Source organism: Streptomyces sp. NPDC051183 (assembly GCF_040682455.1).
Lineage (GTDB): Bacteria > Actinomycetota > Actinomycetes > Streptomycetales > Streptomycetaceae > Streptomyces.
On sequence record NZ_JBFBBA010000001.1, the window covers coordinates 23624 to 47159 of the forward strand.

Genomic DNA, 23536 nt, shown 5'->3' on the forward strand with positions numbered 1-23536 from the left:
AGACTTGGCCGAACCGGCCGCCCGCGACAGCGGGTGTTGTTAGCCTTCCTGGACGGTGCGCTGCGTCATGGGGAGGCAGTCGGTGCGGGCACGCCTGGTATTCGTCCACGGGATCGGCGGCACTCGCGACCCGGACCGCGAACTCGCCGCCTGGACAGGGGCGTTGGCCACCGGCATGCAGGGCGCCGGACACTCGCAGGCGGCCCGCGAACTGCTCGCCGGCGGCCTGGCCGAGTGCGTGTTCGCCCACTACGCGGACCTGTTCGGATCCGGCCAGGCCCAGGGCGGGGCCGGGGCCGATGACACCGGTGACGCGGAGGCCGAGATCCTCTCCGAGCTCCTCGTCGCCTGGGTGGACGGCCTGGCCGAGGAGCACGCGGACGGCGGCGGCGGTGACGACGAGTGGGACCGCCGGACCCTCGACCACGCCCGGGCCCAGGCCGCGCCGAGGGCGCAGGAACAGGGCAGCCTGGAAGTGGTACGCCGCGCCCTGAACGTGGCGACCACGCTGATGGCCCTCAAACCCTGGGGCGCCGCCGCGCGGTGGGTCACCCCCAAGCTGATGGTGAGCCACCTGACCCAAGTGGCCCGCTACCTGGCGCGCGCCGAGGCCGATGCGCAGGGCGCCGGCCTGGACCGCCGGATCCGCGCCCGGGTGGCCGAGGCGATCGGGGACGGACCGGCGGTGGTGGTCGCGCATTCGCTGGGGACGATCGTCGCGCTGGAATCGCTGCACGAACTCACCGCGCCCGCACCCCTGTTCGTCACCCTCGGCTCTCCGATCGCCATGCGGACCGTGGTGTGGCCGCGGCTCTCCCCCCGGCCGCCGAGCGCGCCGGGAACCGTGGCGCAATGGCTGAACTTCTGGGACCGCGACGACATCATCGCCGTACGCCCCCGCCTGGAACGGGACGTGCGCGCCAACCCCGCGGGGGTCGTCCCGGTCAGCCGGCGCGTCGACTCCGACGGCACCTGGGTGCACTCCGCCGAGAAGTACCTCGCCCAGCCGGCCGTCGCCGGCCCCGTCGCCGAAGCCCTGTCCCGCCCGGCGTTCGGGCCCGGCGGCGGTGGCGCGGGATGAGCAGGCGCAGGACGGCCCGCCGGCACGTCCTGGTGGTCGCGCCGCAGTGCGCGTCGATGGAGCACCTGACACGCCTGGAGGAGGCGGCCGGCGGACTGTACGGGGTGCTGGCGGACCCCGCGCTCGGCGGGTGCGAACCCGGGCTGCCCGACGGGCGGTCCGCGCTCGTCACCGGCGACGGCCTCACCAGCCGGGTGGTGCGGGACACGGTGCACGAGGCGGTCCGCCACGCGGCGGAGCACGGCGCGGCACTGGTCCTCGCCCTCCTCGGCCACGGCTTCGCTCCCGGCCGCAGCAGCACCCTCCACCTCATGTGCGCCGACTCCACGGAGGACCTCCGGCAGGACTCGGTGAACGTGAGCGAACTCCTGACCGTCGCCTCGGACCACCCCGGGGTGGCCGGCGTACTCGGCATCATCGACACCTGCCACGCGGCCGGAGCGCCGCCCGCGGCCCAGGACCTGACCGCGGGCGCCCGCGGCGGCCGCACCCGGCTGGGACTGCTGATGGCCTCGTCACTGGGCCAGCCCGCCGTCGACCTCTCCTTCTCCCGGCACCTGGCCGCCCTCGTACGGGCCGGTCTGCCGGGCGCGGGCGGGACGCTGCGCGTGGGCGAGGTACTCGGCGCGCTGCGCGCGGTGGTCGTGGGGCAGAACCTCACAGGCCTCGACTTCGACGGGGACGGCGCGGCCAGGGAGCCGCTGTGGGTCGCCCGCAACGCACGGGTCCGCGACGGCCTGCTGGGCGGCCTCGGCGGCAGGCTCGCCGCGGAGGAGCTGACCGAGGCCCTCGCGGCCATGGACCCCCTGATGCCCGTACCGGACATCACCGCGGACGTGCACGCGGCGAGACGGTGCCGTGAGCAACTCCGGGGCCTGCCGGCCTCCCCGGCCCGTGAGCGCGCGCTGCGCGGTGTCGACGGGCTGCTCGTCGCGGTACGCACCGTCGAGTTCCTCCGGGGCTGGATCGGCGGCGATCTGACCTCCGCCCGGATCCGGCACGCGCTGTACACGATGCTGGCGGCCGAGGGCCGGCTGCCGGCCGACGACCCGAACCCGACCGATGTGGCCGTCATCGACGAGCTCACCTTCAACCATCCCGCCACCGACGTGGACGGCAGACGCTCCGTCGCCCGGTTCGTGGCGCTGCTGGCACAGGCCTGCGGGAAGGATCTCAAGGACCCCGAACTGCGCGCCTGGGGACACCGGATCGAAGCCCCCGTCGAGGTGAACGACGCCATCGTGCACGCCCTGCGGCGTACCGACAGCCAGCGCCTCGGCCTCGTCGTCAGCCTGCACTCCTCCCTCACCGGAGACTGGCCCGAGGTGCTCGACGCCTGGCTGCTGCTGGACGGGGCGATGATCCACCACGAGCAGTTCCCCAACGAGGCTGCGGACAGGCGGGGGGCGGAGAGCGCGGTCGAGGCGGCGGTGCAGTGGGCCGAGGAGCACGCCGCCACCCTCGAACTCCCCCTCAAACGCCTCGACCTGGCCGTCCCCAGCGGACTCCTGCTGGCCTGGCGGCCCGAGGAGGCGGGAGTCGCCATGCTGCTGGGCATCCGCTACGACGTGCGCCTGCACTGGAGCAGCCGCCTGACCCCCGACGCCGTACTGCGCAGCATCGACGCCGTGGTCGCCGAGCGCTGGGAGGCGATCGCGGAGTGCCGGGCGGGCACGCCCGTCGACTGGCTGCCCCACGAGGACCTCGCCGATCCGCAGACCCTGCGCGACCACCTGCGCTTCGGCCGCTACACGCGCGGCATCGGGCTGACCCGGCATCCCGGCGCCGACGCCCGGCTGATGGAGATGCTCCTGGCCTACACGCCGGTCCTGCTGTGGCCGCACGCGGCGGAGGGCTTCCCCAAGGAGCGGCACGGCTGCCTGGACAAGAACTGGTGGGCCATGCCGGGCGCGTTGGCGCGCGCCTACCGAGACCGCTGGCGGGGCGACGCGGATGCCGGGCTGGCCGATCTCCGCGCCGTCTGGGACGACGAGGACTGGCTGCGCTTCTGCAGGTCCTTCAGGACTTCGACCCCGCCCGCCCGCACCCGAGACGAGGGGACCCCATGACCTGGGACGCGTACTACCGGGGGGACGGTGTGAAGAGGGCCGCCGTCCCGCTGCCCGAACCGCCGCCCTGGCGCACCTTCCCGATCCGCTCGGCGGCCGCGGTGTTCCGGCCGCCGGAGGGGCTGACCGACGCCGTGAACGCGGCGCTCGCGCTGCGCCGGCCGCTGCTGATCACCGGGGGCCCGGGCACCGGGAAGTCCACGGTCATCGAGCAGGTGTCCACGGAGCTGACACTGGGGCCCGTACTGCGCTGGCACATCACCTCGCGCAGTTCGCTCGCGGACGCGCTCTACCGCTACGACGCCCTCGGCCGCATCCACGCCCACCGGCTCCAGCAGGAGAAGGCGCGGGCGGGCGGGAACCCCGGCACGGACGTCGACGTGGACGACATCGCCGCCTTCCTGACGCTCGGCCCGCTGGGGACCGCGCTGCTGCCCGCGACGCGGCCGCGCGCCCTGCTCATCGACGAGATCGACAAGGCCGACCTCGACCTCCCCGGGGACCTGCTCGACGTGCTGGAACGCGGCGAGTTCCGCATCACCGAGCTGATGCGCGAGGAACAGCACACCGCGCGGGTGCGGACCTGGGAGAGCGACGTCCGGCACCTGGTGGAGGACGGTCACGTGCAGTGCACCGAGTTCCCGTTCATCGTGATGACGAGCAACGGCGAACAGGAGCTCCCGGCGCCGTTCCTGCGTCGCTGCGTGCGCTACACCATGCCCAAGCCGACGGCCGCGCTGATCCGTGACGTGGTACGCGGCCACCTGGGGATGGAGGTCGGCGAGTCGGGTCCGGCGGCCGAGCTCGTCGACGATTTCGTACGCCGGGTCGCGTCGGGCGAGAGCGTGGCCGTCGACCAGCTCCTGGGCACGCTGCACCTCCTGGACGGGCCCGCCCGGTCGGACGCGGCCGAGCGCGAGCGGCTCATCGGCCTCCTGATGAGGGACCTCTCGGGTGCCTGAGGGGTCCACGGGGTCCACGGGGTCCGCGGGGTCTGCGGGGTCCACCGAGCCCGCCGGGTCCACCGAGTCGGCCGGGTCCGCCGAGCCCGCCGGTGCCCCGGCCCCGCACGGCGACCCGCTGACGGCCGTGGCCTCGGCGCTGCACGCGCTGGGCCGGGAGCTGGACGGCCTCTCGCTGGCCGAACTGCTCTGGCTCGCCGCCGGTACGCAGGCCCGCCCGGGGACCGGGGCCACGGACCCGGCGGATCCGGCAGCGGCCCCGCCCGGCTCCTCCGGCACCGAGGACCCGCGCGAGCGGACCGGCGAGTGGGGCCGCCTCCGCAGACCGGTGTACGGTCCCGCGGCGCCCGGCGGCGAGGCACTGCCCGCCCGCGCAGTGACCGTACCGGGAGGCTCCGCACTCCCCCGCGCCCGGGAGATCGCCCGCGCCCTGCGCCCCCTGCGCCGGCCCTGGGCAGCGGGGCGCAGGCAGCAGCTGGACCTCCCGCGGACCGTGGCCCGCTACGCCCGCAGCGGTGAGCTGCTGCCCGCGTTCAGCCCGGCTCCGGAGCGCTGGTTCGACCTGTCCGTCGTGGTCGACCGGTCGCCGACCATGGCCGTCTGGGGCGAGACCGTCGACGAACTGCTGAAGGTGCTGGCCACCACCGGGGCCTTCCGTACGCTCCGGGTCCGGGAAGTCGACACCTGGGAGGCCGGGGCAGAGGCGGAGCCCCGGATCCGGGGGCCCCAGAAGGCCGCGGGGACGGCACGGCAGCGCCGGCTGACACTGGTCGTCTCGGACTGCGTGCCGGGCGCCGGCGCCGACAACTGGCTCTGGGACCAGGTGCACGCCTGGGCCGGCGCCACTCCGACCGTGCTCGTGAACCCGCTGCCCCCGAAGATCTGGCGGCACTCCGGTCTCGACCTCCCGGCCGTCAAGGTGACCACCCCCGGTGCGCCGGGCGTCCACAACGCCCAACTGCGCTTCCTGGCCCCGCCACTGCTGGAGGACGCGTTCGGCCCGCCGGGCAACCGCACGGACACCTGGCTGCCGCTGCCGGTCGTCGGCCTCTCCCCGCGCTCCGTCGCGCGCTGGGCCCGCACCCTGATGCGGGGCGACCCCGCAGGCTGCGACGCGGTCCTGGTGCCGGAGCCGGGACTGCTCGGCCGGCCGGCCGCTCCCCCGGACGCCCCGCCGGACGCCGGGCAGCTCGTCGACGCCTTCCTGCACCGGGCCTCGGCGAACGCCGTACGCCTGGCCGTGCTCTGTTCCCCGTACCCGCGCATGCACTCCGGGCTGCTGCACCTGGTGCGCCAGGAGCTGGTCCCGGAGGCGAGTGCGGCCGACATGGCCGAAGTGGTCGTCGGCGGCCTGGTGTCGGTCGAGGAGGGCGAGCCCGGGCGGGGCGGTCCGGTGCTGAGGTTCCGGGACGGCGTGCGCGAACGGCTGGCCCCCAGGCTGGGCGCGCGCGACGCGGCACGCACCCGTGACGCGGTGAGCCGCTTCATGGCCGCGCACACCGCGGCCCCTTCGCGCTTCCCCGCCCTCGTGCCCGAAGCGGAGGGGGGTGCCGAGGTCACCGCGGACCACGCGCCGTTCGCCGAGGTGCACCCGGAAGTGCTGGGGGAGGCACCGACCCCTGCCGGGGAACCCGGACCGCAAACGTCCGCCGTGGCTCCGCTCGTCGAGGCCGCCGCATCCGGCCGCCCTACCCAGTCCGCGCGGGTCCGGCCGTACTTCTTCCTCAGCTACGCGCACACGCCGCGCTACGGCGCGACCGGCGCGGACCCTGACATGTGGGTCGAACGGCTCTTCCGTGATCTGTGCGGGCATGTGATGGCCTTGACGGACCTGCCGACGGGATACCCGGTGGGGTTCATGGACCGGGAGATCCGCAACGGCGAGGGCTGGTCGGAGCGGCTGAGTACGGCGCTGGCCGACTGCCGTGTCTTCGTCCCCCTGTACTCGCCGCGCTACTTCGCCAGCGAGATGTGCGGGAAGGAGTGGTTCGCCTTCGCCCAACGGACCGCCCAGCACGGCGCGTTCAGCGGTCAGCCGGCCGAGGCCATCGTGCCCGCACTGTGGGTGCCGGTACCGCCCTCCCAACTGCCCGCCCCTGCCGAACGGTTGCACTTCAGCCACCACGCCTTCGGCGAGCGCTACGTGACCGACGGGCTCTACGGCCTGCTCAAACTCCGCGGCTACGCCGATGAGTACGAGCGGGCGGTGTACGAACTGGCCAAACGGATCGTCCGGGTCGGCGAGAGCGTCCGGCTCGGCCCCGTCAGTCCCGTGGACTTCCGGACGGTGCCGAGCGCCTTCGGCACGGCCACGTCCTACCGGGGCAGTCTGCGGATCGCGGTGGCGGCCCCCACGCGGGCGAACCTCCCGGAAGGGCGCAGCGCCGACTACTACGGGAACCGCCCCGACGACTGGAACCCGTATCACCCCCTGACCGCGCGGACGCTCGCCCATACGGCCGCCGACCTGGCGTACCAGCTGAACAACCAGGTGGAGGCCTCCACACTCGAAGACGAGGTGGCGCTGGCGAGGCACCGCAGGATTTCCGGTCCGTTGATCCTGCTCGTCGACCTCTGGGCACTGGAGGTTCCCGCCATCGGCAGGGCACTGGCCGCCCTGGACACGTACGATTCGCCGGGAACGAGCATCGTCGTCGCCTGGAGCCGCCAAGACCGGGAGAGCGTTGAGGCGGCGCCCCGTCTGAGCCGTCGACTGGCCACCACCGTCCCGAACCTGCTGCGCCGGAGCGGACGGTCCGGCGAGGGCGTGCTCGGCTTGGAGGACTTCAACGGTCTGATGCCCCAGGTCCTGACCGGTGCCTACGACGACTACCTCAGACCACGCCCCCGGCTGCCGATGGGCGACTCCTCCTTCAGAGAACGGCCCCGCCTCTACGACCCGCTCGGCCGGCCGCCCGCCGGGCCCGGTTCCACGCTGGAGCCCGAGTAGCGGCCTGCGTGTTCACAGCGGTCGGCGCATCACCGTCCGCGGCCACCGCCTCAGGCCGTGCTCCGCTTCCCGGTCCCAGATCTCGCGCAGGCCGGGCGTGAGCGCGCCCGGGTCCAGGCTCCGGAAGCCGCAGCGCTCGTAGTAGGGGGCGTTCCACGGGACTTCGGTGAAGGTGGTGAGGGTGAGCGCGGGCGCCCCTTCGGTCGCGGCGCGGACCGCGAGCCGCTCCAGCAGGGACCGGCCGATGCCGCGGCGCGCGCTGTCCGGGTGCACCGACACCTGCTCGACGTGGAGGTTGCCGTCGACGCGTTCCGCGATGAGGTAGGCGCGGGGGGCGTCGGTGTCGTCGACCGCGGCCCAGGCCAGCCCGGTCTCATGGTACCGGGCCAGTTCCTCGCGCGGTAGCGGTTCGTCGTCGGCGATCTCCGGCATGCCGATGTCGCGGAAGCACTCCCCGGCCGCCCTCTCGATGTCCTGGAGGAGCCCCAACTCGTCAATGCGTACTGCTCGAATGCGCATGGAGGCATTCTCCAAGGACCGGCAGAAGTTTCCACTGCTATTGCGACATCAGCGGAATGGCGGGTTCTCCGGGGACTGGTGGGTGGTGCAGCAGCCGTCGCGGAGCATCTGGTGCAGGACGCCGCGCCAGCCCTCGGGCGGCGTGTCGGGAGCCGCGGGAGGGGTGAAGGCGCGCTCCAGGGAGGCGCGTTCCCACAGGGTTCCGCCGCGGATGCTGCCCCGTACCCGGATCAGGTCCGCGAAGTCCGTGAAGGGATCGCCGTCGACGAGGGTGAGGTCGGCGATCTTGCCGGGCTCGACCGTGCCGAGGCGGTCCGCGACCCCGAAGACCCGGGCCGGGGTGCGCGTGGCGGTGGTCAGGGCCTCGGCCGGGGTGAGCCCGTACCGGTGCAGGGCGCGCAGCGACAGGTGGAGGTGGAGGCCCACGGGGGTGAGCGGCGCGTCGGTGCCGAGCGCCAGCCTGCCGCCGCCCGCGAGGACCCGCCGGTACACGCCGACCTCCCGTTCGAGGGCGGCGCTCTGCTCGGCGGTCGGCGGCTGCGCGGCCGCCGCCCGTACCGCCGCCACGTCCCACGGCGGCATCAGGTCCGTGACCCGCGCGTCGGCGGCGACCGCCGGGTCGGCGCCGATCAGCGGCAGGGCCGTGAAGGGGGTCGCGACGAGGTCGAAGCCGCCCCGGGTGTAGACCTCGACGGTGTCCTGGTAGGTGTGCCCGCTCGGGGTCGCGCCGTGCCCGTGCTCCGCACGCTCGGTCGCCACGAGATGCGTCGTCAGGTCCTGTCCCGCCTGGATCCCGGGGGCGCACAGGTGGGACCCGGCCAGGACCCCGAGCCGGTCGTGCGCGAAGCGGGCGGCGTCCTCCATGTAGTCGTACGGGGCGCGGACGTACGTCTTGACGAAGTCCCAGTCCAGCGCCGCGGCCCGGGCCAGCGAGCGGGCGAATCCCGCGCGGGTGCGGTGGGCGCGCCCCATGCTGTAGGCGACTCGGGCACCGTCGAGCAGTTCGCCGCCGGCCAGCAGCCGCGGTGCGGCGAGCCGCCCGGCCCGGATGTCCTCGCGCAGCCGTGCCTGTTCGTACGCGGATCCGCCGAGGGAGACGGCGGTCGTGACCCCGTACGCGAGGTGCAGTACGCCCTGGCGGGCCCCGTAGGTGTACGGGTACGGGTGGACGTGCGAGTCCCACAGGCCCGGCAGGACGGTGCCGGCGGAGGCGTCGACGGTGCGTGCGGCGCGGCGCCCCGCGCGGTGGGGCTCGACGGCGGTGATCCGGCCGCCGCTGAGGAGGATGTCGACATCGGCGCGGGGCGGGGTGCCGGTGGCGTCCCACAGGAGTCCGGCGTGCACGACGGTGTCGACGGGGGCGGGGCGGCGGTGGCTCAGGGAGAGCGGCACGGTCCGGGGGTCCGCGGCGGGTTCGCCGTCGCCGTCGAGGGTGAGCAGGCGCAGCCGGGCGCAGGACTGATAGAGGAGGGTGCGCGAGTCGGCGGACCAGGAGGGGTGGTCGGCGGGCTCGTCGGTCAGCATCCGCGCGGGGCCGGCGGGCGTGCCGTCGGGGGTGACGGGGAGCAGCCACAGGGCCGATTCGCTGACGCAGGCGAGGAAGCGGCCGTCGGGCGACCAGACCGGCCCCGAGGCGTAGCGGTCCGCGAGCGAGGCGTGCGGGGCGAGCGCGTGCAGCCGGGCCTCGCCGGTGGTGGTGTCGACGATGCGGATGAGGTTGAAGCCCTCGCGGAAGCGCCGGCTCAGGCGGTTCCGGTCGCACAGGGCGACGTACCGCCCGTCGGGCGACCAACTGGGCGGACCCGGCAGCCCGCCGCCCCCGAGGGCCGCGACCAGGGGCGTCTCCGTGCCCGTCGCGAGATCGCGTACGTGGAGCCGGCCGGCGAGGTCGAGGGCCGCGAGCCGCAGGCCGTCCGGCGAGAGCGCCCCGTAGACCCGGCCGCCCGGGGCGAGCACGTTCTCCCGGCCGTCGGCGAGGTCGCGGCGGCGCACGGTGTTCAGCCCGTCGCGGTCGTCGGTGTAGACGAGGGCCCGGCCGTCGGGAGTCCACAGCGGGCCCTGGACGTAGGCCGTGACGGGGGCCTGGGAGATCCGGCGCGGCGCTCCCCCGGCGACGGGTGCGACCCACAGGGCGTTCAGTGCGGCGAAGGCCACGCTGCGGCCGTCGGGCGAGAGGCTGGGCAGGTGGATGCCACGGACGGGGCGGCTCCGCTCGGCTTCCAGGACGTACGGCTTGACCCGGTAGCGGGGCCGGGTGGTCTCCAGCGTGGCGTCGAGCGGGATCTCGTGGCCGGTGGTGTCGCGGTGGGGGCGGATCACCCGGAACCGGCCGTCGAGGGTGATGAGCAGCCGGTCGTCGCCGATCCAGCGCGGGGGTGCGGGAGCGAGGTCGCCGTCGAGGGCGACCGGGCGGCCGTCGGCGTAGAGGCTCAGGACCTCGGCCTTGCGGGGGCCCGGAGCGGCGGACAGCCAGGCGGTGCGCCCGGCCGGGGAGACCGCCGGGGCGAGCAGGCTGCCGGTGGTGGCGGTGTGTTCGGTCCGTACGGGGCCGGGGTCGCCCGGGGTGACGGAGGCGAGGGTCCGGGCGGTCAGGGTCTCGCCGGTGAGGGTGGCACGGACGAACAGCACGCGGGAGCCGTCGGCCGACCAGACCGGGTCGAAGTCCTCCCAGGCGCCCTCCTGTCCGGGACCGGTCTGCCCGGGCAGACCGGTGAGTCGGCGCATGCGGCCGTCGGTGACGTTGACGGTCCAGATCCGGTACGGGCTGCCCGCCACCGGGTCGCCGCCCCGCTCGGAACAGAAGGCGATGCTGCGGCCGTCGGGCGACCAGGCCGGGGCGCGGTGGTCGAAGGGGCCGTCGGTGAGCCGGCGCAGGGCGGAGCCGTCCGCGCGCATCACCCAGATGTGGAAGGCGCCGCCGCGGTACGCGCTCATCGCGATCCGGTGGCCGTCCGGTGAGAAGACGGGGCGTCCGGGCTCCAGGTCGGGCGGGGTGAGCTGGGTCGCGGGCGAGCCGTCCGGCGGCAGTGACCAGAGGATGTTCTGCACCTCGGCGACGATGCGGTCCCCGCTCGCGGTGGCGGTCGCCGCGCCGTTGGTCGCGCGGGTGAAGCGCAGCCGGACGAGGTCCCCGGCAGCGGGGGGCGCGGCCGCGGCTGGGGCGGGGGCGGCCGGGGCTGGGGCGGGGGCGGCCGGGGCCGGGGCGGGGGCGGGGGCGGCCGGGGCCGGGGAGCTGTCGAGCAGCGCCGTCAGGGCTCCGGCCGAAGCCGCCTGCAGAACCGTCCTGCGCGCAACTCGCAACCCGATCACTCGCTTCGCGTATCGCCGGCCGACCCTGCCGGTCGCGCCCTCAGCCAGTCGAACGATCACGAACCGTCATCGGCAACGGGGGCGGAGGTGACGGAGGTGGCGCACGACGGGCTTCCCGGCGATGAGGATCTCCTCCACCGCGGCGAAGCCGTTCTTGCGGAGCACGGCAGCGGAGGCCGGATTGTCCAGGTCGGTGAGTGCGGTCAGTGTCGAGAGCCCGTAGGAGCCGGCGGCCAGCCAGCACAGCTCCGCGACGGCCGCCGTCGCCACGCCCCGTCCGGCGGCGTGCTCGCCGACGCGGTAGCCGACTTCGCCGGCGCCGTCACGCACGTCCACGAGGTTGGCCCGGCCGATGAGCGCTCCGTGCTCGTCCAGGACGACGTGGAAGTGGATCCCGCCGGTGGCCTGCTCGTCGAGCAGGGCCTCGTGACGGGAGGCGAACTCCGCGAAGTACGCGTCCCCCCGGTCCGGCACGCTCCGCGCGAAGAACTCCCTGTTCTCCCGCTCGAAGGCCAGCAGGGCAGCCGCGTGATCGGCCCGGAGCCGCTCCAAACTCACCATGATCGGGAGGATACGCACCACCGTCCGCACCCGCCCCCGGATCTGCCGGTCGGCAGGCGCCAGATCGGCAGCTCGGCCCCTGTACCGCCTGGGGGCGGCGGTGCCTACACTCCCCCCATGTCGACGACCACCTGTACGCGCTGCTCCGCCACGGGCCTCGAACCGGGCTTCCTGGGCGCGACCCGCTGCCCGGAGTGCGGGCACCTCGAACTCTTCGCCACCCGCCCGGCAGGCTGACCCCGGTGGCAGAGCGCGTGCGGCTCCTGGAGGAGCAGATCGTGGTGGACGCCGCCCCCGCGGACGTCCACCGGGTGGTGTCCGACCTGCGGAACATGGGCCGTTGGAGCCCCGAGTGCCGACGGGTTCTGGTTGCCGGGCCGCCGGGCCGCCCTGGCGGCCGGTTCCTCGGGCTCAACCGGCGGGGACCGTTCCTCTGGTTCACGACCGGTAGGATCGTGGTGCTGCGCGAACCGCAGGCCCCGGACTGGACCGGGGAGTTCGGATTCGACGTCGGCATCTTCGGCCTCCCGATCGCCCGTTGGGGCTACCGCTTCGAGCCGGAGGGCGACGGCACCCGGGTCACCGAGACCTGGCAGGACCTCCGGACCGGCCGCGGCGCCGGGCTGACCGACGCGCTCGGGGCCGTCTTCGCCGGGACCGGCACCGAGCGCCGCGTCGAGGTCAACCGGGCCGGGATGCGGACCACCCTGGCCCGCCTGGCCGCCGCCTGCGCCCGCCCGCCGGCGCGGGGGTGACGGTGGTCATGCCGCGCCGTCCTTGAGGGGGCGGCCGAACTGCTCGTCCAGGACGGACAGCCGCCGCCAGTACTCGTCCTGGTCGATCTCGCCGGTGGCGAAGCGCCGTCCCAGGATCGCGATCGGCCCGGAACCCCGCCCGGACGAGCAGCTGGTCGTCGGCGAGCAGCACGCGGATCACGGGTCCTCCTGGAGCGGGGCGGCCTTCAGCGGGATTCGCGCGCCCAGCCGGTAGCCGCCGTCCGGGCGCTGCCCGGCCTCGATGCTGCCACCCAGCGCCGCGGCCCGCTCGCGCATCCCGACCAGGCCGTTGCCGCTGCCGTCCGACGCGCCGCCGGTGGCCGGGCCGTCGTCGTCCACGCGCAGTTGCAGGGAGTCCGGCCGCCAGGTGAGGCGGACGCGGGCGGCTCGCGAGCCGGAGTGCCGTACGACATTGGTCAGCGCCTCCTGCACGATACGGAAGGCGGCGAGGTCGGCGCCGGGCGCGAGGACCCTGGCCTCGCCTTCGGCGGTGATCTCCACGGCGAGCCCGGCGGCGGCCGCCTGTTCGACGAGCTCGGGGAGACGGTCGAGCCCGGGGGCGGGGGTGCGCGGCGCGTCGCCGGGGGTGCGCAGGGTGTCGAGGACCTGTCTGACCTCCCCCAATGCCTCCTTGCTCGCCGCCTTGATGGTGGTGAGCGCCGTACGGGCCTGCTCGGGATCGCTGTCCAGCAGGGCCAGCCCGACCCCTGCCTGGACGTTGATCACCGAGATGCTGTGGGCGAGGACGTCGTGCAGCTCCCGGGCGATGCGCAGCCGTTCCCGGTCCACCTTGCGTCTTTCGGCGGCCTCCCGCTCGGACCGCTCGCGGGCCCACTGCTCGCGGCGTACGCGGACCAGCTCGGAGAGCGCGAGCATCGCGAGGACCCAGGCGGTGACGACCAGCTCCTGCGCCCAGGGCGCCGGGCCGTCGCCGGTGGGCGGCAGCCGGCGGTAGAGCCAGTGGGCGACGAGCAGATGCCCGGTCCAGAGCAGGCCGACGGCCCCCCACGCGGCCCAGCGGTGTCCGGCGATGACGGCGGCGAAGCAGGCCAGCGCCACGCTGAGGAACACCGGGCCGTAGGGGTACCCGGCGGCTACATACACCAGGGTGACGGCGCTGACCCCGTACACCGTGGCCACCGGATACCGGCGCCGGGCCAGGAGCAGGGCGGGCCCGAGCAGGAGCAGGAGCCGCGCGAACCAGTCCAGCGCCACGCGCCCGCCCTGCGCCTGCGCGGCCCATCCGGACCCCACCTGCGCGAAGACGGCGACGAGCAGCACGGACCGCCACGCCGGCCCCCGTCCGCCATGCTCCACCCACCGCCGCCAGGGGGGACCCGGGCGCCCACGCTGCTCTTCCATACGAGCCACGCTAGACGCGGCCCCGCCTGGCCTGCGTCACCCCGGCGTAGCGTTTCCCGTGTACTACCCAGGTAGTACATGGGGTCGGTGTCAGCGTGCGCCGATGACCAGCGAGGCCGGGGCTCGTGCGGGCCCGGGCGGAAGGCGGAGGGGGCCGGGACCCGGGGTGACGGAGCCCAGGATCCGGGTGGCGGCGGCGCCCGTGCAGCCGGGGGCGTTGCCGGGGAGGCCGTGCAGGGTCAGGAAGCCGAGGACGGCGAAGGCGTACGCCTCCTTCGCGGCGGCGGGCAGGCCGAGGCTGTCGGAGGTGGCCAGCGCGGTGTGCGCGGGCAGTTCCTCCCGGAGCATCGACATGAGGACCGGGTTGCGGGTGCCGCCGCCCGAGGCGATGACCTCGGTGGCGGCGAAGGGGCGCAGCGCGTCGGCGATCGTGCGGGCGGTGAGCCGGGTGAGGGTGGCGGCGACCTCCGGCGGCGCGAGTGCGCCGAGGCCCGCCATCGCGGTGCGCAGATAGCGGTGGTGGAACAGTTCCTTGCCGGTCGTCTTGGGCGCGGGCAGCCGGTAGTACGGCTCGGCGAGCAGTCGGTGCAGCAGGGGTTCGTGCACCCTGCCGGCGGCGGCGAGGGCGCCGTCCTCGTCGTAGCCGAGCCGCCCGGAGGTGAGTTCGCGGACGGCGGCGTCGAGCAGGGCGTTGCCCGGTCCGGTGTCGAAGGCCACCGGCACGCCCGTGGCGGGCAGGGCGGTGACGTTGGCGATCCCGCCGATGTTCAGGGCGGCCGGTGCGCCGGGCCGCCCGCGCAGCAGCATCAGGTCGATCAGGCTCACCAGCGGGGCGCCCTGGCCGCCGGCCGCGACGTCCCGGGGGCGGAAGTCGGCGACCACCGGACGGCCCGTGGTCTCGGCGATCCAGGCGGGGGCGCCGAGCTGGAGCGTGCCGTGGACCCGGCCCCCGGCCACCCAGTGGTAGACGGTCTGCCCGTGCGAGGCGATCAGTTCGGCCCGCCCTGCGCACAGTTCGCGGTCGGCCCGGGCCGCGAGCTCCGCGAAGGCCTGCCCGATGCGGGTGTCGAGCCGGCACACCTCGGCCATGGAGGTGGCCGCGGGCGGCAGGGCCGCGGCGAGCGCGCTCCGCAGCTCCTCCTCGTACGGGGCGCTGACCATGCCGAGCGGGACCAGGCGCAGGGTCCCGCCCCCGTCCTCGAAGGTCAGCTCTGCGGCCGCGGCGTCCACGGCGTCGTACGAGGTGCCCGACATCAGCCCGACGACCCTCATCGCAGCGGCCCGCGGTGGCCGTCGTCGCCCAGGCCCGCCAGGGCGAGGGCGCTGAGCGCGCAGGCGCCGGCCGCGTAGTACGCGGGGACGTCGGTGTCGCCGGTGGTGGCGATCAGGCCGGTGATGACGAGACCCGCGCAGCCGGAGAACACCGCGTTGGCCAGGGCGTACGCCACTCCGAGCCCGGTGCAGCGCACGCGTGCGGGGAACATCTCGGCGAGCATCGCGGGGCCCGGGCCGGCCAGCAGGCCCACCGCCGCGCCCGCGGCGAGGACGGCGGCGGCCTTGGCGGGCGCGGAGGCATCGGGGGCCTGGAGCAGGTGCAGGAGCGGGAGGGCGAACAGGACGACGGCGAGGGCCCCGCCGAGCATGACGGGACGGCGGCCGACGCGGTCGCTGAGCATTCCGGCGGGCAGGATCGACGCGGCGAAGCCGAGGTTGGCGAGGGCGGTGGCGATCAGGGCCTCCCGGAAGGACGCGCCGAGGGTGGACTGGAGGTAGGACGGCAGGACGACGAGGAAGGTGTACCCGGCCGCGGACCAGCCCATGATCCGCCCGACACCGAGCACGATGGCCCGGACGGTGCCGGTGCCGGTGCCGGTGCCGGTGCCGCTGCTGTTCCCGGTGCCCGTCCCGGTCCCGGACCCCGTCCCGGGCAGGGCTCCGGTCTCCGCGCGGCCGGGCGGTTCCCGTTCCTCCAGTCCCGTACGCAGCCACAGCGCGGCAAGACCCATCGGCAGGGCCATCAGGAACGGGAGCCGCCAGCCCCATCCGTACAGCGCGGCCGGGGTGAGCAGCGAGCCCAGCAGGGCGGCGGCGCCGGCGCCGCAGAGCAGGCCGAGCGCGACGGTGAAGGACTGCCACGCGCCGTAGCGCCCGCGCCGCCCGGGCGGCGCGCACTCCGTCATCAGGGCCACGGCGCCGCCGAACTCCCCGCCGGCGGAGAGTCCTTGCACGACCCGCAGCGCCGTGAGCAGCCAGGGCGCGGCCGGGCCGACGGTGGCCTGGGTCGGGAGCAGGCCGATCAGGGTGGTGGCGAGCGTCATGAGCCCGACCACGAGGATCAGGGTGGGGCGGCGGCCGAAGCGGTCCCCGAGCCGGCCGAACAGCACGGCCCCGACGGGGCGGAAGAAGAAGGCCACCGCGAAGGAGGCGTACGTGCCGAGCAGCGGCCCCGCACCCGCCGCGCCGGCTCCCGCGCCCGTGCCCGTCCCCGCGTCCGGGGTGAAGAAGTGCGCGGCGATGACGGTGGCGAAGCAGCCGTACACGCCGAACTCGTACCACTCGACGAAGTTGCCCACCGAGCCGGCGAGCAGCGCGCGGCGCGGTCGGGTGCCGGTCGGCGGCGCCGCGCTGAGGGCGAGAGGGGTCACCCGTGCTGCGTGCCCGCTCCGCGCGGGCCCGATGCCTCGCAGCGGCCCGGTTCAGCAGATCGGCCCCCGCCGCGGGGCCGTCCGCCGCGGGGCCTCCGCCGGCAAGGCGGCCGGTGAGCGGTCGACGCGCGGCCGACGGGCGGCCGCACCGGCCCGATCCCGTAGTCTCGGCGGATGGCGACGTACTTCGACGTGCACCCTGAGAACCCTCAGCGACGCACCATCAGCAATGTGGCGGACAGCATCCGTTCCGGCGCGCTCATCGCGTACCCGACGGACTCCTGCTTCGCACTGGGCTGCCAGCTGGGCAACCGTGACGGCCTCGCGCGGATCCGGTCGATCCGCGACCTCGACGACCGTCACCACTTCACCCTGGTGTGCCAGAACTTCGCGCAGCTCGGCCAGTTCGTGCACGTCGACAACGACGTGTTCCGGGCGATCAAGGCCTCGACGCCCGGCCCGTACACCTTCATCCTCCGTGCGACGTCGGAGGTGCCGCGCCAGCTGATGCACCCGAAGAAGAAGACCGTCGGAGTCCGGATCCCGGACCACGTCGTCACCCAGGCCCTGCTCGCCGAGCTCGGTGAGCCGCTGCTCTCCAGCACCCTGCTCCTGCCCGACGAGGAAGAGCCGATGACGCAGGGCTGGGAGATCAAGGAGCGCCTCGAACACGTGGTGGACGCTGTCGTCGACTCGGGCGACTGCGGCACCAGGCCGACCACGGTCATCGACTTCTCCAGCGGCGAGGCCGAGATCGTACGCCGCGGGGCGGGCGACACCACCCGCTTCGAGTAGCCCCGCGGGGCCCGGAGCGGCCGCCCCGGCCCCTCCACCTGTGGTCGAACTGACCTACGATGAGGCCTCGTTGGCCGCTGCCGTACCGGGTGCGTTCGGTGCGGAGCTGCCTGACGGGGGGCTGCGGTGCACACACGTACGTGGAGGGGACTCGCCCTCCTCCTGCTCGGCGCGGTTCTGACGGGGTGCTTCGTGCCCCAACCGCCGCACTTCGGCGACGGCGAGTCGAAGCCCGTCGTGTCCTGGCGCGGCGAACTGCCGGTGGCGCCCGGCCCGGACGGTACCTGGGCCCTGTACCAGCCCGCGACCGGGGTGCTCGGCCAGGGCACCGTGGTCGCGCGACCGCCCGGCGTACGCCTGGAGCAGGACCGTACGGGAGCCGGGGCAGGGGCCGACGAGGGGGCGGACCGGCGCGGCCCCCGCTGGACCCTGGAGCTGCCGGCCGAGTTCGCCCTGACGTCGAAAGTGCCCGGCACACCGCATTCGGCCCTCGTCCGCGGGCACACCGTCCTGCTGGTCGGCGGGCGGCCCGACCGGGTGGGCCCCACCGCCGTGGCGGGCCTCGACCCCCGGAAGGGCGTCATCACCTGGCGCCGCGAGGTCGCCGGGGGAACGTCGGTCTCCCTCGACCGGGACCACGGCTCCGGTGACGGCGTGCTCATCGAGGCCACCTGCGCGCCCGGCTCCTGCCGGGTCGAGGGATCTGATCCCACAACGGGCCGGTCGCAGTGGGAACGTACGGTCCCGGGCGCCGGCGCCGTACTCCACGGCTGCGGCCGCGACGGCCTGGGCACCGCCGTCCACGACTGCGGGACGTACGTCGTGGCGGACGGCCGGATCGCCCGGATCGAGCCCCGCGAGGGAGGGGTCCTGTGGGCGGAAGGACTGCGACTGCCCGAGGGCCGGATCGACCGGGTGGGCTCCACCCACAGCTCGTGGCTGGTGGTGGTCACCGCACCCGAGAAGGGGACCTGCCGGGCGTCCGTCGCCGCGGGCTCCATGCGGACCGACGGGGACCGACCGGGCTGGCGGGCGGACGTCACCTGGGACCAGCCCGAAGCGGCGCGGGACCCGGGCACCGGCTGTCGGTGGGACCGGACCGGGCCCCTCCTCTCGCACGCCGGCCTTGTCGTCCCCGACGCGGAGGGGGCCCGTGTCGTCCGCGCCCTCGACGGCCCGGCAGCCGCCGTCGCCCGGCCACGGCTGGAGCCGGGCGAGTACCTGCTCAGGACCGAGCACATGTACCCGGCCGAGCGGACGGAGGTCTTCGTACACGGGCCCAACGGGCCGGACCACGCCCCGGAGGACCCGGAGAAGCGCCCGGTCCGGCCGGCCGGCCTCGGGCCCGGCGCCGCGATCGTCGACAGCGGTGTCTGGCAGGACGGCAGCCGGCTGCTCCTGTTCGGCAACTGGCCCGGAGCGGGCGACCGGATCCTGTGGAAGGCCGGATCCGCCTGCCGGGCGCACACCGTGCCGGGAGGAGGACTCCGCTACTGCCGCGGGAACGAACTCGTCCTCGTCGTACCGAAGAAAGAGGACTGACGACTGGCGACTGGCGACTGGCGACTGACGTCAGACGGTGACGACGACCTTCGCCCGCGCGTGCTCCACCTCCAGGTACCGGATGGCCTCGGGTGCCTCGCTCAGCGGGTAGGTACGGTCGATCACCGGGCTGATGCTCCCCGCCTCGGCGAGTCGCCTCAGCTCCGCCAGGTTCTCCCTGTCCTGCGTCGCCGTGAGGACGAGCAGCCGGTGGCCGGCGAAGCGCGACAGCGCCTGCCCCTTGATGATGAGCCCCATCGGCCCGAACAGGCTGCCGCCTTCGGACACGCCGCCGCCCGACAGGACGAGCGTCCCGGCGGGGGTGAGCACGCGACGGAGGTCGCTCAGCGAGCGGTTCCCCACCAGGTCGAACACGAGGTCGTACCGCCGCCCCCCGCGGGTGAAGTCCTCCCGGGTGTAGTCGACGACGTGGTCCGCGCCGAGCGACCGGACCAGGTCCGCGTTCCTCGTGCTGCACACGCCCGTCACCTCGGCGCCGAGGGACTTGGCGATCTGGACCGCGAACGTTCCCACTCCGCCCGACGCGCCGTTGACCAGCACCTGCTGTCCCGGCGCCACCCGTCCCAGGTCGCGCAGGCCCATGAGCGCGGTGTTGCCCGCCAGCGGCACCGCGGCCGCCTGCTCGAAGGTGAGGTTGGCGGGCTTGAGGCCCACCGCCTCCGCCGGGGCGCACACATACTCGGCGAAGGCCCCGTCCGCCTCGCCGAACACCTCGTCGCCGGGGCTCAGCCCCGTCACACCCTTGCCCACCGCCTCGACCAGACCGGCGAAGTCCGTGCCCCGGATCCTCTCCTTCGGCCTGCGGAGGCCGAGCACGAGGCGCGCCACGTACGGGTCGCCCCGCATGAGGTGCCAGTCGCGCGCGTTGACGGCGGCCGCGCGGACCCGCACGAGCACCTCGCCGTCGGCGACGACCGGCTTGTCGACCTCCCGGAACTCCAGGACGTCGGGCGATCCGTACCGGTCCTGGACTATGGCCTTCACTACGCCTCCGTGACGCGCGCCGCCTCGGCGCGCAGTGGGTCGGCCGGCCGGAAGGCCCGCGCTACTCGCGAAGGTAAGCGGGCGCGCCCCTCAAGGACATCCGGGATCACCCCCTAAGGGCCGCCCCGCACAAGGCGGTTGGGGCGCGCGACGTGGCTGCCGGGTAGGATCCGGGAGTTTGCAGCGGCCGCGTGCGCGCGGCGAGCGCATTGCGCAACCGCTCGATGGGGGTCACGTGGCACAGCAAGGGATCGTCGCGATAGAGCAGATGGACGGGGCGTCCGCCGTTCAGGCCGCGGACTCGTTCAGGGTGATCTACGCCGAGGCGTTCGCCGAGCCTCCCTACGACGAGTCCGAGGACGACGTCGCCGCCGCCTTCCGCCGCTTCCCCGTCCAGGCTCTCAAGCGCGCCTTTCGCGCGGTCCTGGCCCGGACCGAGGGCGGCGAGCCGATCGGCATGGCGTACGGCTACCCGCTCGGCCCCGACGCGGTGTGGTGGGACGAACTCATCGAGCCCGTGCCCGACGACATGCGTCGCGAGGACGGCCGCCGCACCTTCGGGCTCATGGAACTCGCCGTGCGCGGACCGTGGCGGGGACAGGGCGTAGCGCGGCGTCTGCACACGGCGCTGCTCGACTCCATCGGGGCCGAGCGGGTGCTGCTGAACGTCCACCCGGCGAGCGAGGCGGCGTCGGCCGCCTACCGGGCGTGGGGGTACCGCAAGGTGGGCCAGGCGCAGCCATGGGGCTCGGATGCGGACCGCCATGACGTGATGCTGCTCGATCTGCGCGGCGAGTGCGATGAGGTCAACTTCCCGTCGGGGCCGGCTTCGGCGGGTTGAGCAGGCCGTCCGGGGGCCCAGGGTGACGGGGCGTCGGGGGTGGGCCACCCAGGCCGACTTGCCCGTCCGGTCGACGGCCTGCCAGTACCGGACGTACGTCTGCCCGCCGGCGTAGCGGGCGTTGTCGGTGCGCCCGTCCTCGGTGAACCGCATCGGCCGAGCCCCGCCCGGCTACCGGACCCGCGCCGAGGCCCCTCGATCCGCTTCGGATCGAGGGGCTGCACCCCGCCCGGCGCCGGTTCGCTCAGCCGGCGGGCCGGGGTCCGTCAGCTCGGGCCGACCCAGTCCTGCCGGTCGGGGTCGGACGCTTCCGGCTCGGCCGGTTCCGCCGTCGGGCCGACCCAGCCGTCCGGGGCCACGCCCGGGCCGATCCAGTCGGCGTGCTGCACGTTGTCCGCGGCCGCCGCCTCGGTCCCCTCGGGCTCGTTCTCCGCCATCTCTCCCCCAATTCCCTTGTGGTTGTGCAGGGTTCGACGCATCGAACGACTGCCCGGTTCCGGGTAGGGCCGGACCGGAACCATTCGGCCAATCATTGGCATGGTCCTGACATTTCAAGGTCCCTGTGACACGTTCCTGCGTGCCCCACCTCCCCCACAAGCACGTGACGAAGAGGAGCAGCAGGATGAACCTCTCGAAACTCTCCGGCGTGACCGCCCTCGCGGCCGCGGTGATCATCGGTGGATCGACCGCGGCCTCGGCCCTCGGCCCCACCGCCGACCAGCGCCTGGACGGGACGATCGTGGTCGCGGGCAACACCTGCAGCTGGACCAACGCGCACACCAGCGCCAACCCGCCGGCCGCCCTGACCGTCGACCGCACCAGCATCAACCCGCCCGGCGGCAACCTCGCCTGTAGCGGCGGCATCACGGCCACGCTCAACAACAACCCCGCATTCACCTTCGACGACGCCGCCGGGCTCGCCAGGACCGACGCCATCGACATCTCGGGCAAGCAGAGCTTCATCTCCTGCCGCTTCAAGGCCACGAACATCGTGTGGAACCGCGACGGGGCCACCCGCAAGTACGTCAACCAGGCCTTCACCGCGACCAAGGTCTCCGGCAGCTTCCTGTGCCCCGGCTCGGTCACCACGGCCGCCGGGGAAGCCTCCATGCTGTTCCGCTGACCTCCCGTGACCGCAGCCCCCGCGCCGGGGGCTGCGGTCACGGTCCCTGGCTACGCCCGCTCGGCGGCTTCGCCCAGGCCCTGCGGGAGCCGGCCGGTGTGGACGACGCCGAGGCTCTGCGTGGCCCGGGTCAGGGCGACGTAGAGGTCGCTCGGCAAGTGGTCGGCGGGTTCCACCACGATCACCGTGTCGAACTCCAGCCCCTTCGCCTGGCGCGGGTCCAGCAGGACGACCGTACGGGTCAGGTCCGGCCCCTCGCCCGCCCGTACGCCGGGCAGCGCGGGCGCCAGCGCCTCGTGCAGCGGGCGGGGCGCGATCACCGCCAGCCGGCCCTCGGCCGGGGTGCCCTCCCGGACCGCGTCCTCGACCGTGCGGACCAGATGCGCCAGGTCGTCGGCCCTGCGCACCCAGGGCCGGTGCCCCGTGGTCCGCACCGAGCTCGGCGGCTCGAAGTCGGGCCGCCGGGCCCGCAGGACGGCGGTGGCGACGTCCATGATCTCGGCGGGCGTGCGGTAGTTGACGCCGAGCCGCACCAGGTCCCAGCGGTCCGCGACGTACGGCTCCAGGATCTCCCGCCACGAACCGCAGCCGGCCTCGTCGCCGGTCTGGGCCGGGTCGCCCACCAGCGTCATGGAACGGGTCGGGCAGCGCCGCATCAGCAGGCGCCACGCCATCGCGGACAGCTCCTGGGCCTCGTCCACGATGACGTGCCCGAAGGCCCAGGTGCGGTCGGCGGCGGCCCGCTCGGCCGCACTGCGGTGGTCGGCCTCCTCGTGCCGCTCCGCCATGCGCTCCGCGTCGACGATGTCGTGGGCGGCGAGGAACTCGTTCTCCATGTCCTCGAATTCGTACGACTCCGACCCCAGCGACAGGTCCAGCACGCCCTGCGCGTACGCGATGCGCTCCAGCCGCTCCCGCTCCTCGGCGGCGCGCAGCGCGCTGTCGTCCACGCCGAGGAGTTCGGCGGCCTCGTCAAGGAGCGGAACGTCGGCCGGAGTCCAGTCGTCCGTCGCCCCGCCCCTCGTGCGGCGGATCGACTCGGCGTCCCGTTCCGGGAGATGGGTGGGCGCTTCCAGGAAGTCGGAGATCAGCTGCTGGGGGGTGAGCTCCGGCCACAGGGTGTCGATGGCCGCGTGCACCTCGGCGCTGGTCGCGATCTCCTTGCCGAGCTGCGCGATGTCGTCCGGGCCCAGCAGGTTGGGTCCGCCGTAGGGATCCGCGCCGAGCCGGTCGGCGAGCTGCGCGGTGAGCGCGTCGATGATCCGGAACGCGAAGTACGGGCGGGCCAGGTTGTGCGGCAGCCCGGTGGCCCGCGCCCGGTCGCGGGCCTCATGGGCCATGCTCCGGTCTAGGAGCAGCGTCCCGTAGTCGTCGTGGTCGATCTCAAGGGCGGGTTCGGGGACGACGTCGGAGTCCTCGCCGCTGCCGGCGGGCACGGTGTCGGGCAGCGTCTGGCGGTCGCTCACGACGCGGGCGAGGACCTCGGCCATCTCCGCGCGGCCCTTGACGGCGGCGGCGCCGGGCCGCTCGGTGGCGGTGGCCCGGACGCCGGGGAAGAGCTCGCCCGGCGAGGCGAGCAGCACGCCGGTCTCACCGAGGGCCGGGAGCACCTCGCCGATGTAGCCGAGGAAGGCGGGGTTCGGGCCGACGATCAGCACGCCGCGCTTGGCGAGCAGCTCGCGGTGCGCATAGAGGAGGTAGGCGGCGCGGTGCAGGGCGACCGCGGTCTTGCCGGTGCCGGGGCCCCCTTCCACGACCAGCACCCCGCGGTGCGGGGAGCGGATCACGCGGTCCTGCTCGGCCTGGATCGTCTGCACGATGTCGTGCATGCGGCCTGTGCGGGCGGCGTCGAGTGCGGCGAGCAGCACCGCGTCCGCGTCGGCTCCCTCGTACCCGGTGCGCTCGGTGTCGGTGAGGTCGAGGATCTCGTCGTGCAGGCCCGTGACCTGTCGGCCCCGGGTGGTGATGTGCCGGCGGCGGCGCAGCCCCATGGGGA

Annotated in this window: 18 protein-coding genes and 1 pseudogene; 9 read left to right on the plus strand and 10 right to left on the minus strand. The window is 74.6% G+C overall.

What is annotated here, in order from left to right; all coding sequences use genetic code 11:
* Nucleotides 1-82 precede the first annotated feature (82 nt).
* The 4 genes from AB0M99_RS00100 to AB0M99_RS00115 are packed head-to-tail and all read left to right on the plus strand — an operon-like array spanning nucleotide 83 to nucleotide 7062.
* The gene (locus tag AB0M99_RS00100; RefSeq protein ID WP_365915804.1) at nucleotides 83-1081 is read left to right on the plus strand and encodes a hypothetical protein; all 999 of its coding nucleotides are present in this window, start codon (nucleotides 83-85) and stop codon (nucleotides 1079-1081) included.
* Nucleotides 1078-3150 carry a hypothetical protein gene (locus AB0M99_RS00105; protein ID WP_365915806.1) on the plus strand — a complete coding sequence of 691 codons (2073 nt, stop codon included), beginning with the start codon at nucleotides 1078-1080 and terminating at the stop codon, nucleotides 3148-3150. The genes AB0M99_RS00100 and AB0M99_RS00105 overlap by 4 nt, the downstream gene beginning before the upstream one ends.
* On the plus strand, nucleotides 3147-4112 hold the full coding sequence (locus AB0M99_RS00110; RefSeq protein WP_365915808.1) for an AAA family ATPase: 966 nt from the start codon (nucleotides 3147-3149) through the stop codon (nucleotides 4110-4112). Before AB0M99_RS00105 ends, AB0M99_RS00110 begins: the two co-directional genes overlap by 4 nt.
* Complete coding sequence (locus AB0M99_RS00115) at nucleotides 4105-7062, plus strand: TIR-like protein FxsC (protein WP_365915810.1); 2958 nt, start codon at nucleotides 4105-4107, stop codon at nucleotides 7060-7062. Before AB0M99_RS00110 ends, AB0M99_RS00115 begins: the two co-directional genes overlap by 8 nt.
* A gap of 12 nt (nucleotides 7063-7074) precedes the next feature.
* Here AB0M99_RS00115 and AB0M99_RS00120 read toward each other — a convergent pair whose 3' ends face one another.
* From AB0M99_RS00120 to AB0M99_RS00130, 3 genes are all read right to left on the minus strand, one after another.
* Entirely contained in the window at nucleotides 7075-7581 is a 507-nt protein-coding gene (locus AB0M99_RS00120; protein ID WP_365915812.1) for a GNAT family N-acetyltransferase, read from the minus strand.
* 48 nt (nucleotides 7582-7629) lie between these two features.
* Entirely contained in the window at nucleotides 7630-10890 is a 3261-nt protein-coding gene (locus tag AB0M99_RS00125) for an amidohydrolase family protein (protein ID WP_365915814.1), read from the minus strand.
* A 66-nt stretch (nucleotides 10891-10956) separates the two neighbouring features.
* The gene (locus AB0M99_RS00130) at nucleotides 10957-11451 is read right to left on the minus strand and encodes a GNAT family N-acetyltransferase (RefSeq protein WP_365915816.1); all 495 of its coding nucleotides are present in this window, start codon (nucleotides 11449-11451) and stop codon (nucleotides 10957-10959) included.
* A 242-nt stretch (nucleotides 11452-11693) separates the two neighbouring features.
* On the opposite strand from AB0M99_RS00130, the gene AB0M99_RS00135 reads away from it, so the two are divergent.
* Entirely contained in the window at nucleotides 11694-12206 is a 513-nt protein-coding gene (locus tag AB0M99_RS00135; protein ID WP_365915818.1) for an SRPBCC family protein, read from the plus strand.
* 6 nt (nucleotides 12207-12212) lie between these two features.
* On the opposite strand, the pseudogene AB0M99_RS00140 reads toward AB0M99_RS00135, so the two are convergent.
* The 4 genes and pseudogenes from AB0M99_RS00140 to AB0M99_RS00155 all read right to left on the minus strand — a co-directional run.
* Nucleotides 12213-12332 (minus strand): annotated as a pseudogene (locus tag AB0M99_RS00140) (SHOCT domain-containing protein); the annotation flags it as partial.
* A 51-nt stretch (nucleotides 12333-12383) separates the two neighbouring features.
* A complete protein-coding gene (locus tag AB0M99_RS00145) occupies nucleotides 12384-13589 on the minus strand; it encodes a sensor histidine kinase (RefSeq protein WP_365915820.1) in 1206 nt (401 codons plus the stop codon).
* 90 nt (nucleotides 13590-13679) lie between these two features.
* A complete protein-coding gene (locus AB0M99_RS00150) occupies nucleotides 13680-14861 on the minus strand; it encodes an anhydro-N-acetylmuramic acid kinase (RefSeq protein ID WP_365915822.1) in 1182 nt (393 codons plus the stop codon).
* Nucleotides 14858-16234: an MFS transporter gene (locus AB0M99_RS00155; protein ID WP_365915824.1), complete on the minus strand. Its 1377-nt coding sequence runs from the start codon at nucleotides 16232-16234 to the stop codon at nucleotides 14858-14860. The genes AB0M99_RS00150 and AB0M99_RS00155 overlap by 4 nt, the downstream gene beginning before the upstream one ends.
* Nucleotides 16235-16408: 174 nt before the next feature.
* Between AB0M99_RS00155 and AB0M99_RS00160 the strand changes: the two genes are divergently transcribed.
* Nucleotides 16409-17029, plus strand: a complete 621-nt coding sequence (locus AB0M99_RS00160; RefSeq protein WP_365915826.1) for an L-threonylcarbamoyladenylate synthase — start codon at nucleotides 16409-16411, stop codon at nucleotides 17027-17029.
* A 192-nt stretch (nucleotides 17030-17221) separates the two neighbouring features.
* The gene (locus tag AB0M99_RS00165; RefSeq protein WP_365915829.1) at nucleotides 17222-18571 is read left to right on the plus strand and encodes a hypothetical protein; all 1350 of its coding nucleotides are present in this window, start codon (nucleotides 17222-17224) and stop codon (nucleotides 18569-18571) included.
* Between the two features lie 30 nt (nucleotides 18572-18601).
* Here the strand turns inward: AB0M99_RS00165 and AB0M99_RS00170 are convergent, their stop codons facing one another.
* Complete coding sequence (locus AB0M99_RS00170) at nucleotides 18602-19576, minus strand: NAD(P)-dependent alcohol dehydrogenase (protein WP_365915831.1); 975 nt, start codon at nucleotides 19574-19576, stop codon at nucleotides 18602-18604.
* Nucleotides 19577-19844: 268 nt separating this feature from the next.
* Here AB0M99_RS00170 and AB0M99_RS00175 point away from each other — a divergent pair, with 268 nt between their 5' ends.
* A complete protein-coding gene (locus AB0M99_RS00175; RefSeq protein ID WP_365916502.1) occupies nucleotides 19845-20417 on the plus strand; it encodes a GNAT family N-acetyltransferase in 573 nt (190 codons plus the stop codon).
* 266 nt (nucleotides 20418-20683) lie between these two features.
* Here AB0M99_RS00175 and AB0M99_RS00180 read toward each other — a convergent pair whose 3' ends face one another.
* Complete coding sequence (locus AB0M99_RS00180; RefSeq protein WP_365915833.1) at nucleotides 20684-20854, minus strand: hypothetical protein; 171 nt, start codon at nucleotides 20852-20854, stop codon at nucleotides 20684-20686.
* A 185-nt stretch (nucleotides 20855-21039) separates the two neighbouring features.
* Between AB0M99_RS00180 and AB0M99_RS00185 the strand changes: the two genes are divergently transcribed.
* Nucleotides 21040-21540, plus strand: a complete 501-nt coding sequence (locus AB0M99_RS00185; RefSeq protein WP_365915835.1) for a hypothetical protein — start codon at nucleotides 21040-21042, stop codon at nucleotides 21538-21540.
* A 50-nt stretch (nucleotides 21541-21590) separates the two neighbouring features.
* On the opposite strand, the gene AB0M99_RS00190 is transcribed toward AB0M99_RS00185, so the two are convergent.
* Nucleotides 21591-23531 carry a helicase gene (locus AB0M99_RS00190; RefSeq protein WP_365915837.1) on the minus strand — a complete coding sequence of 647 codons (1941 nt, stop codon included), beginning with the start codon at nucleotides 23529-23531 and terminating at the stop codon, nucleotides 21591-21593.
* Between the last annotated feature and the right edge of the window lie 5 nt (nucleotides 23532-23536).

Excerpts from the sequence above, each read along its gene's own strand:
- AB0M99_RS00105 (WP_365915806.1), top strand. The coding sequence starts at position 1,078 with ATGAGCAGGCGCAGGACGGCCCGCCGGCACGTCCTGGTGGTCGCGCCG.
- AB0M99_RS00110 (WP_365915808.1), top strand. The coding sequence starts at position 3,147 with ATGACCTGGGACGCGTACTACCGGGGGGACGGTGTGAAGAGGGCCGCC.
- AB0M99_RS00120 (WP_365915812.1), bottom strand. The coding sequence starts at position 7,581 with ATGCGCATTCGAGCAGTACGCATTGACGAGTTGGGGCTCCTCCAGGAC.
- AB0M99_RS00130 (WP_365915816.1), bottom strand. The coding sequence starts at position 11,451 with ATGGTGAGTTTGGAGCGGCTCCGGGCCGATCACGCGGCTGCCCTGCTG.
- AB0M99_RS00145 (WP_365915820.1), bottom strand. The coding sequence starts at position 13,589 with ATGGAAGAGCAGCGTGGGCGCCCGGGTCCCCCCTGGCGGCGGTGGGTG.
- AB0M99_RS00150 (WP_365915822.1), bottom strand. The coding sequence starts at position 14,861 with ATGAGGGTCGTCGGGCTGATGTCGGGCACCTCGTACGACGCCGTGGAC.
- AB0M99_RS00160 (WP_365915826.1), top strand. The coding sequence starts at position 16,409 with ATGGCGACGTACTTCGACGTGCACCCTGAGAACCCTCAGCGACGCACC.
- AB0M99_RS00175 (WP_365916502.1), top strand. The coding sequence starts at position 19,845 with ATGGACGGGGCGTCCGCCGTTCAGGCCGCGGACTCGTTCAGGGTGATC.
- AB0M99_RS00180 (WP_365915833.1), bottom strand. The coding sequence starts at position 20,854 with ATGGCGGAGAACGAGCCCGAGGGGACCGAGGCGGCGGCCGCGGACAAC.
- AB0M99_RS00185 (WP_365915835.1), top strand. The coding sequence starts at position 21,040 with ATGAACCTCTCGAAACTCTCCGGCGTGACCGCCCTCGCGGCCGCGGTG.
- AB0M99_RS00190 (WP_365915837.1), bottom strand. The coding sequence starts at position 23,531 with ATGGGGCTGCGCCGCCGCCGGCACATCACCACCCGGGGCCGACAGGTC.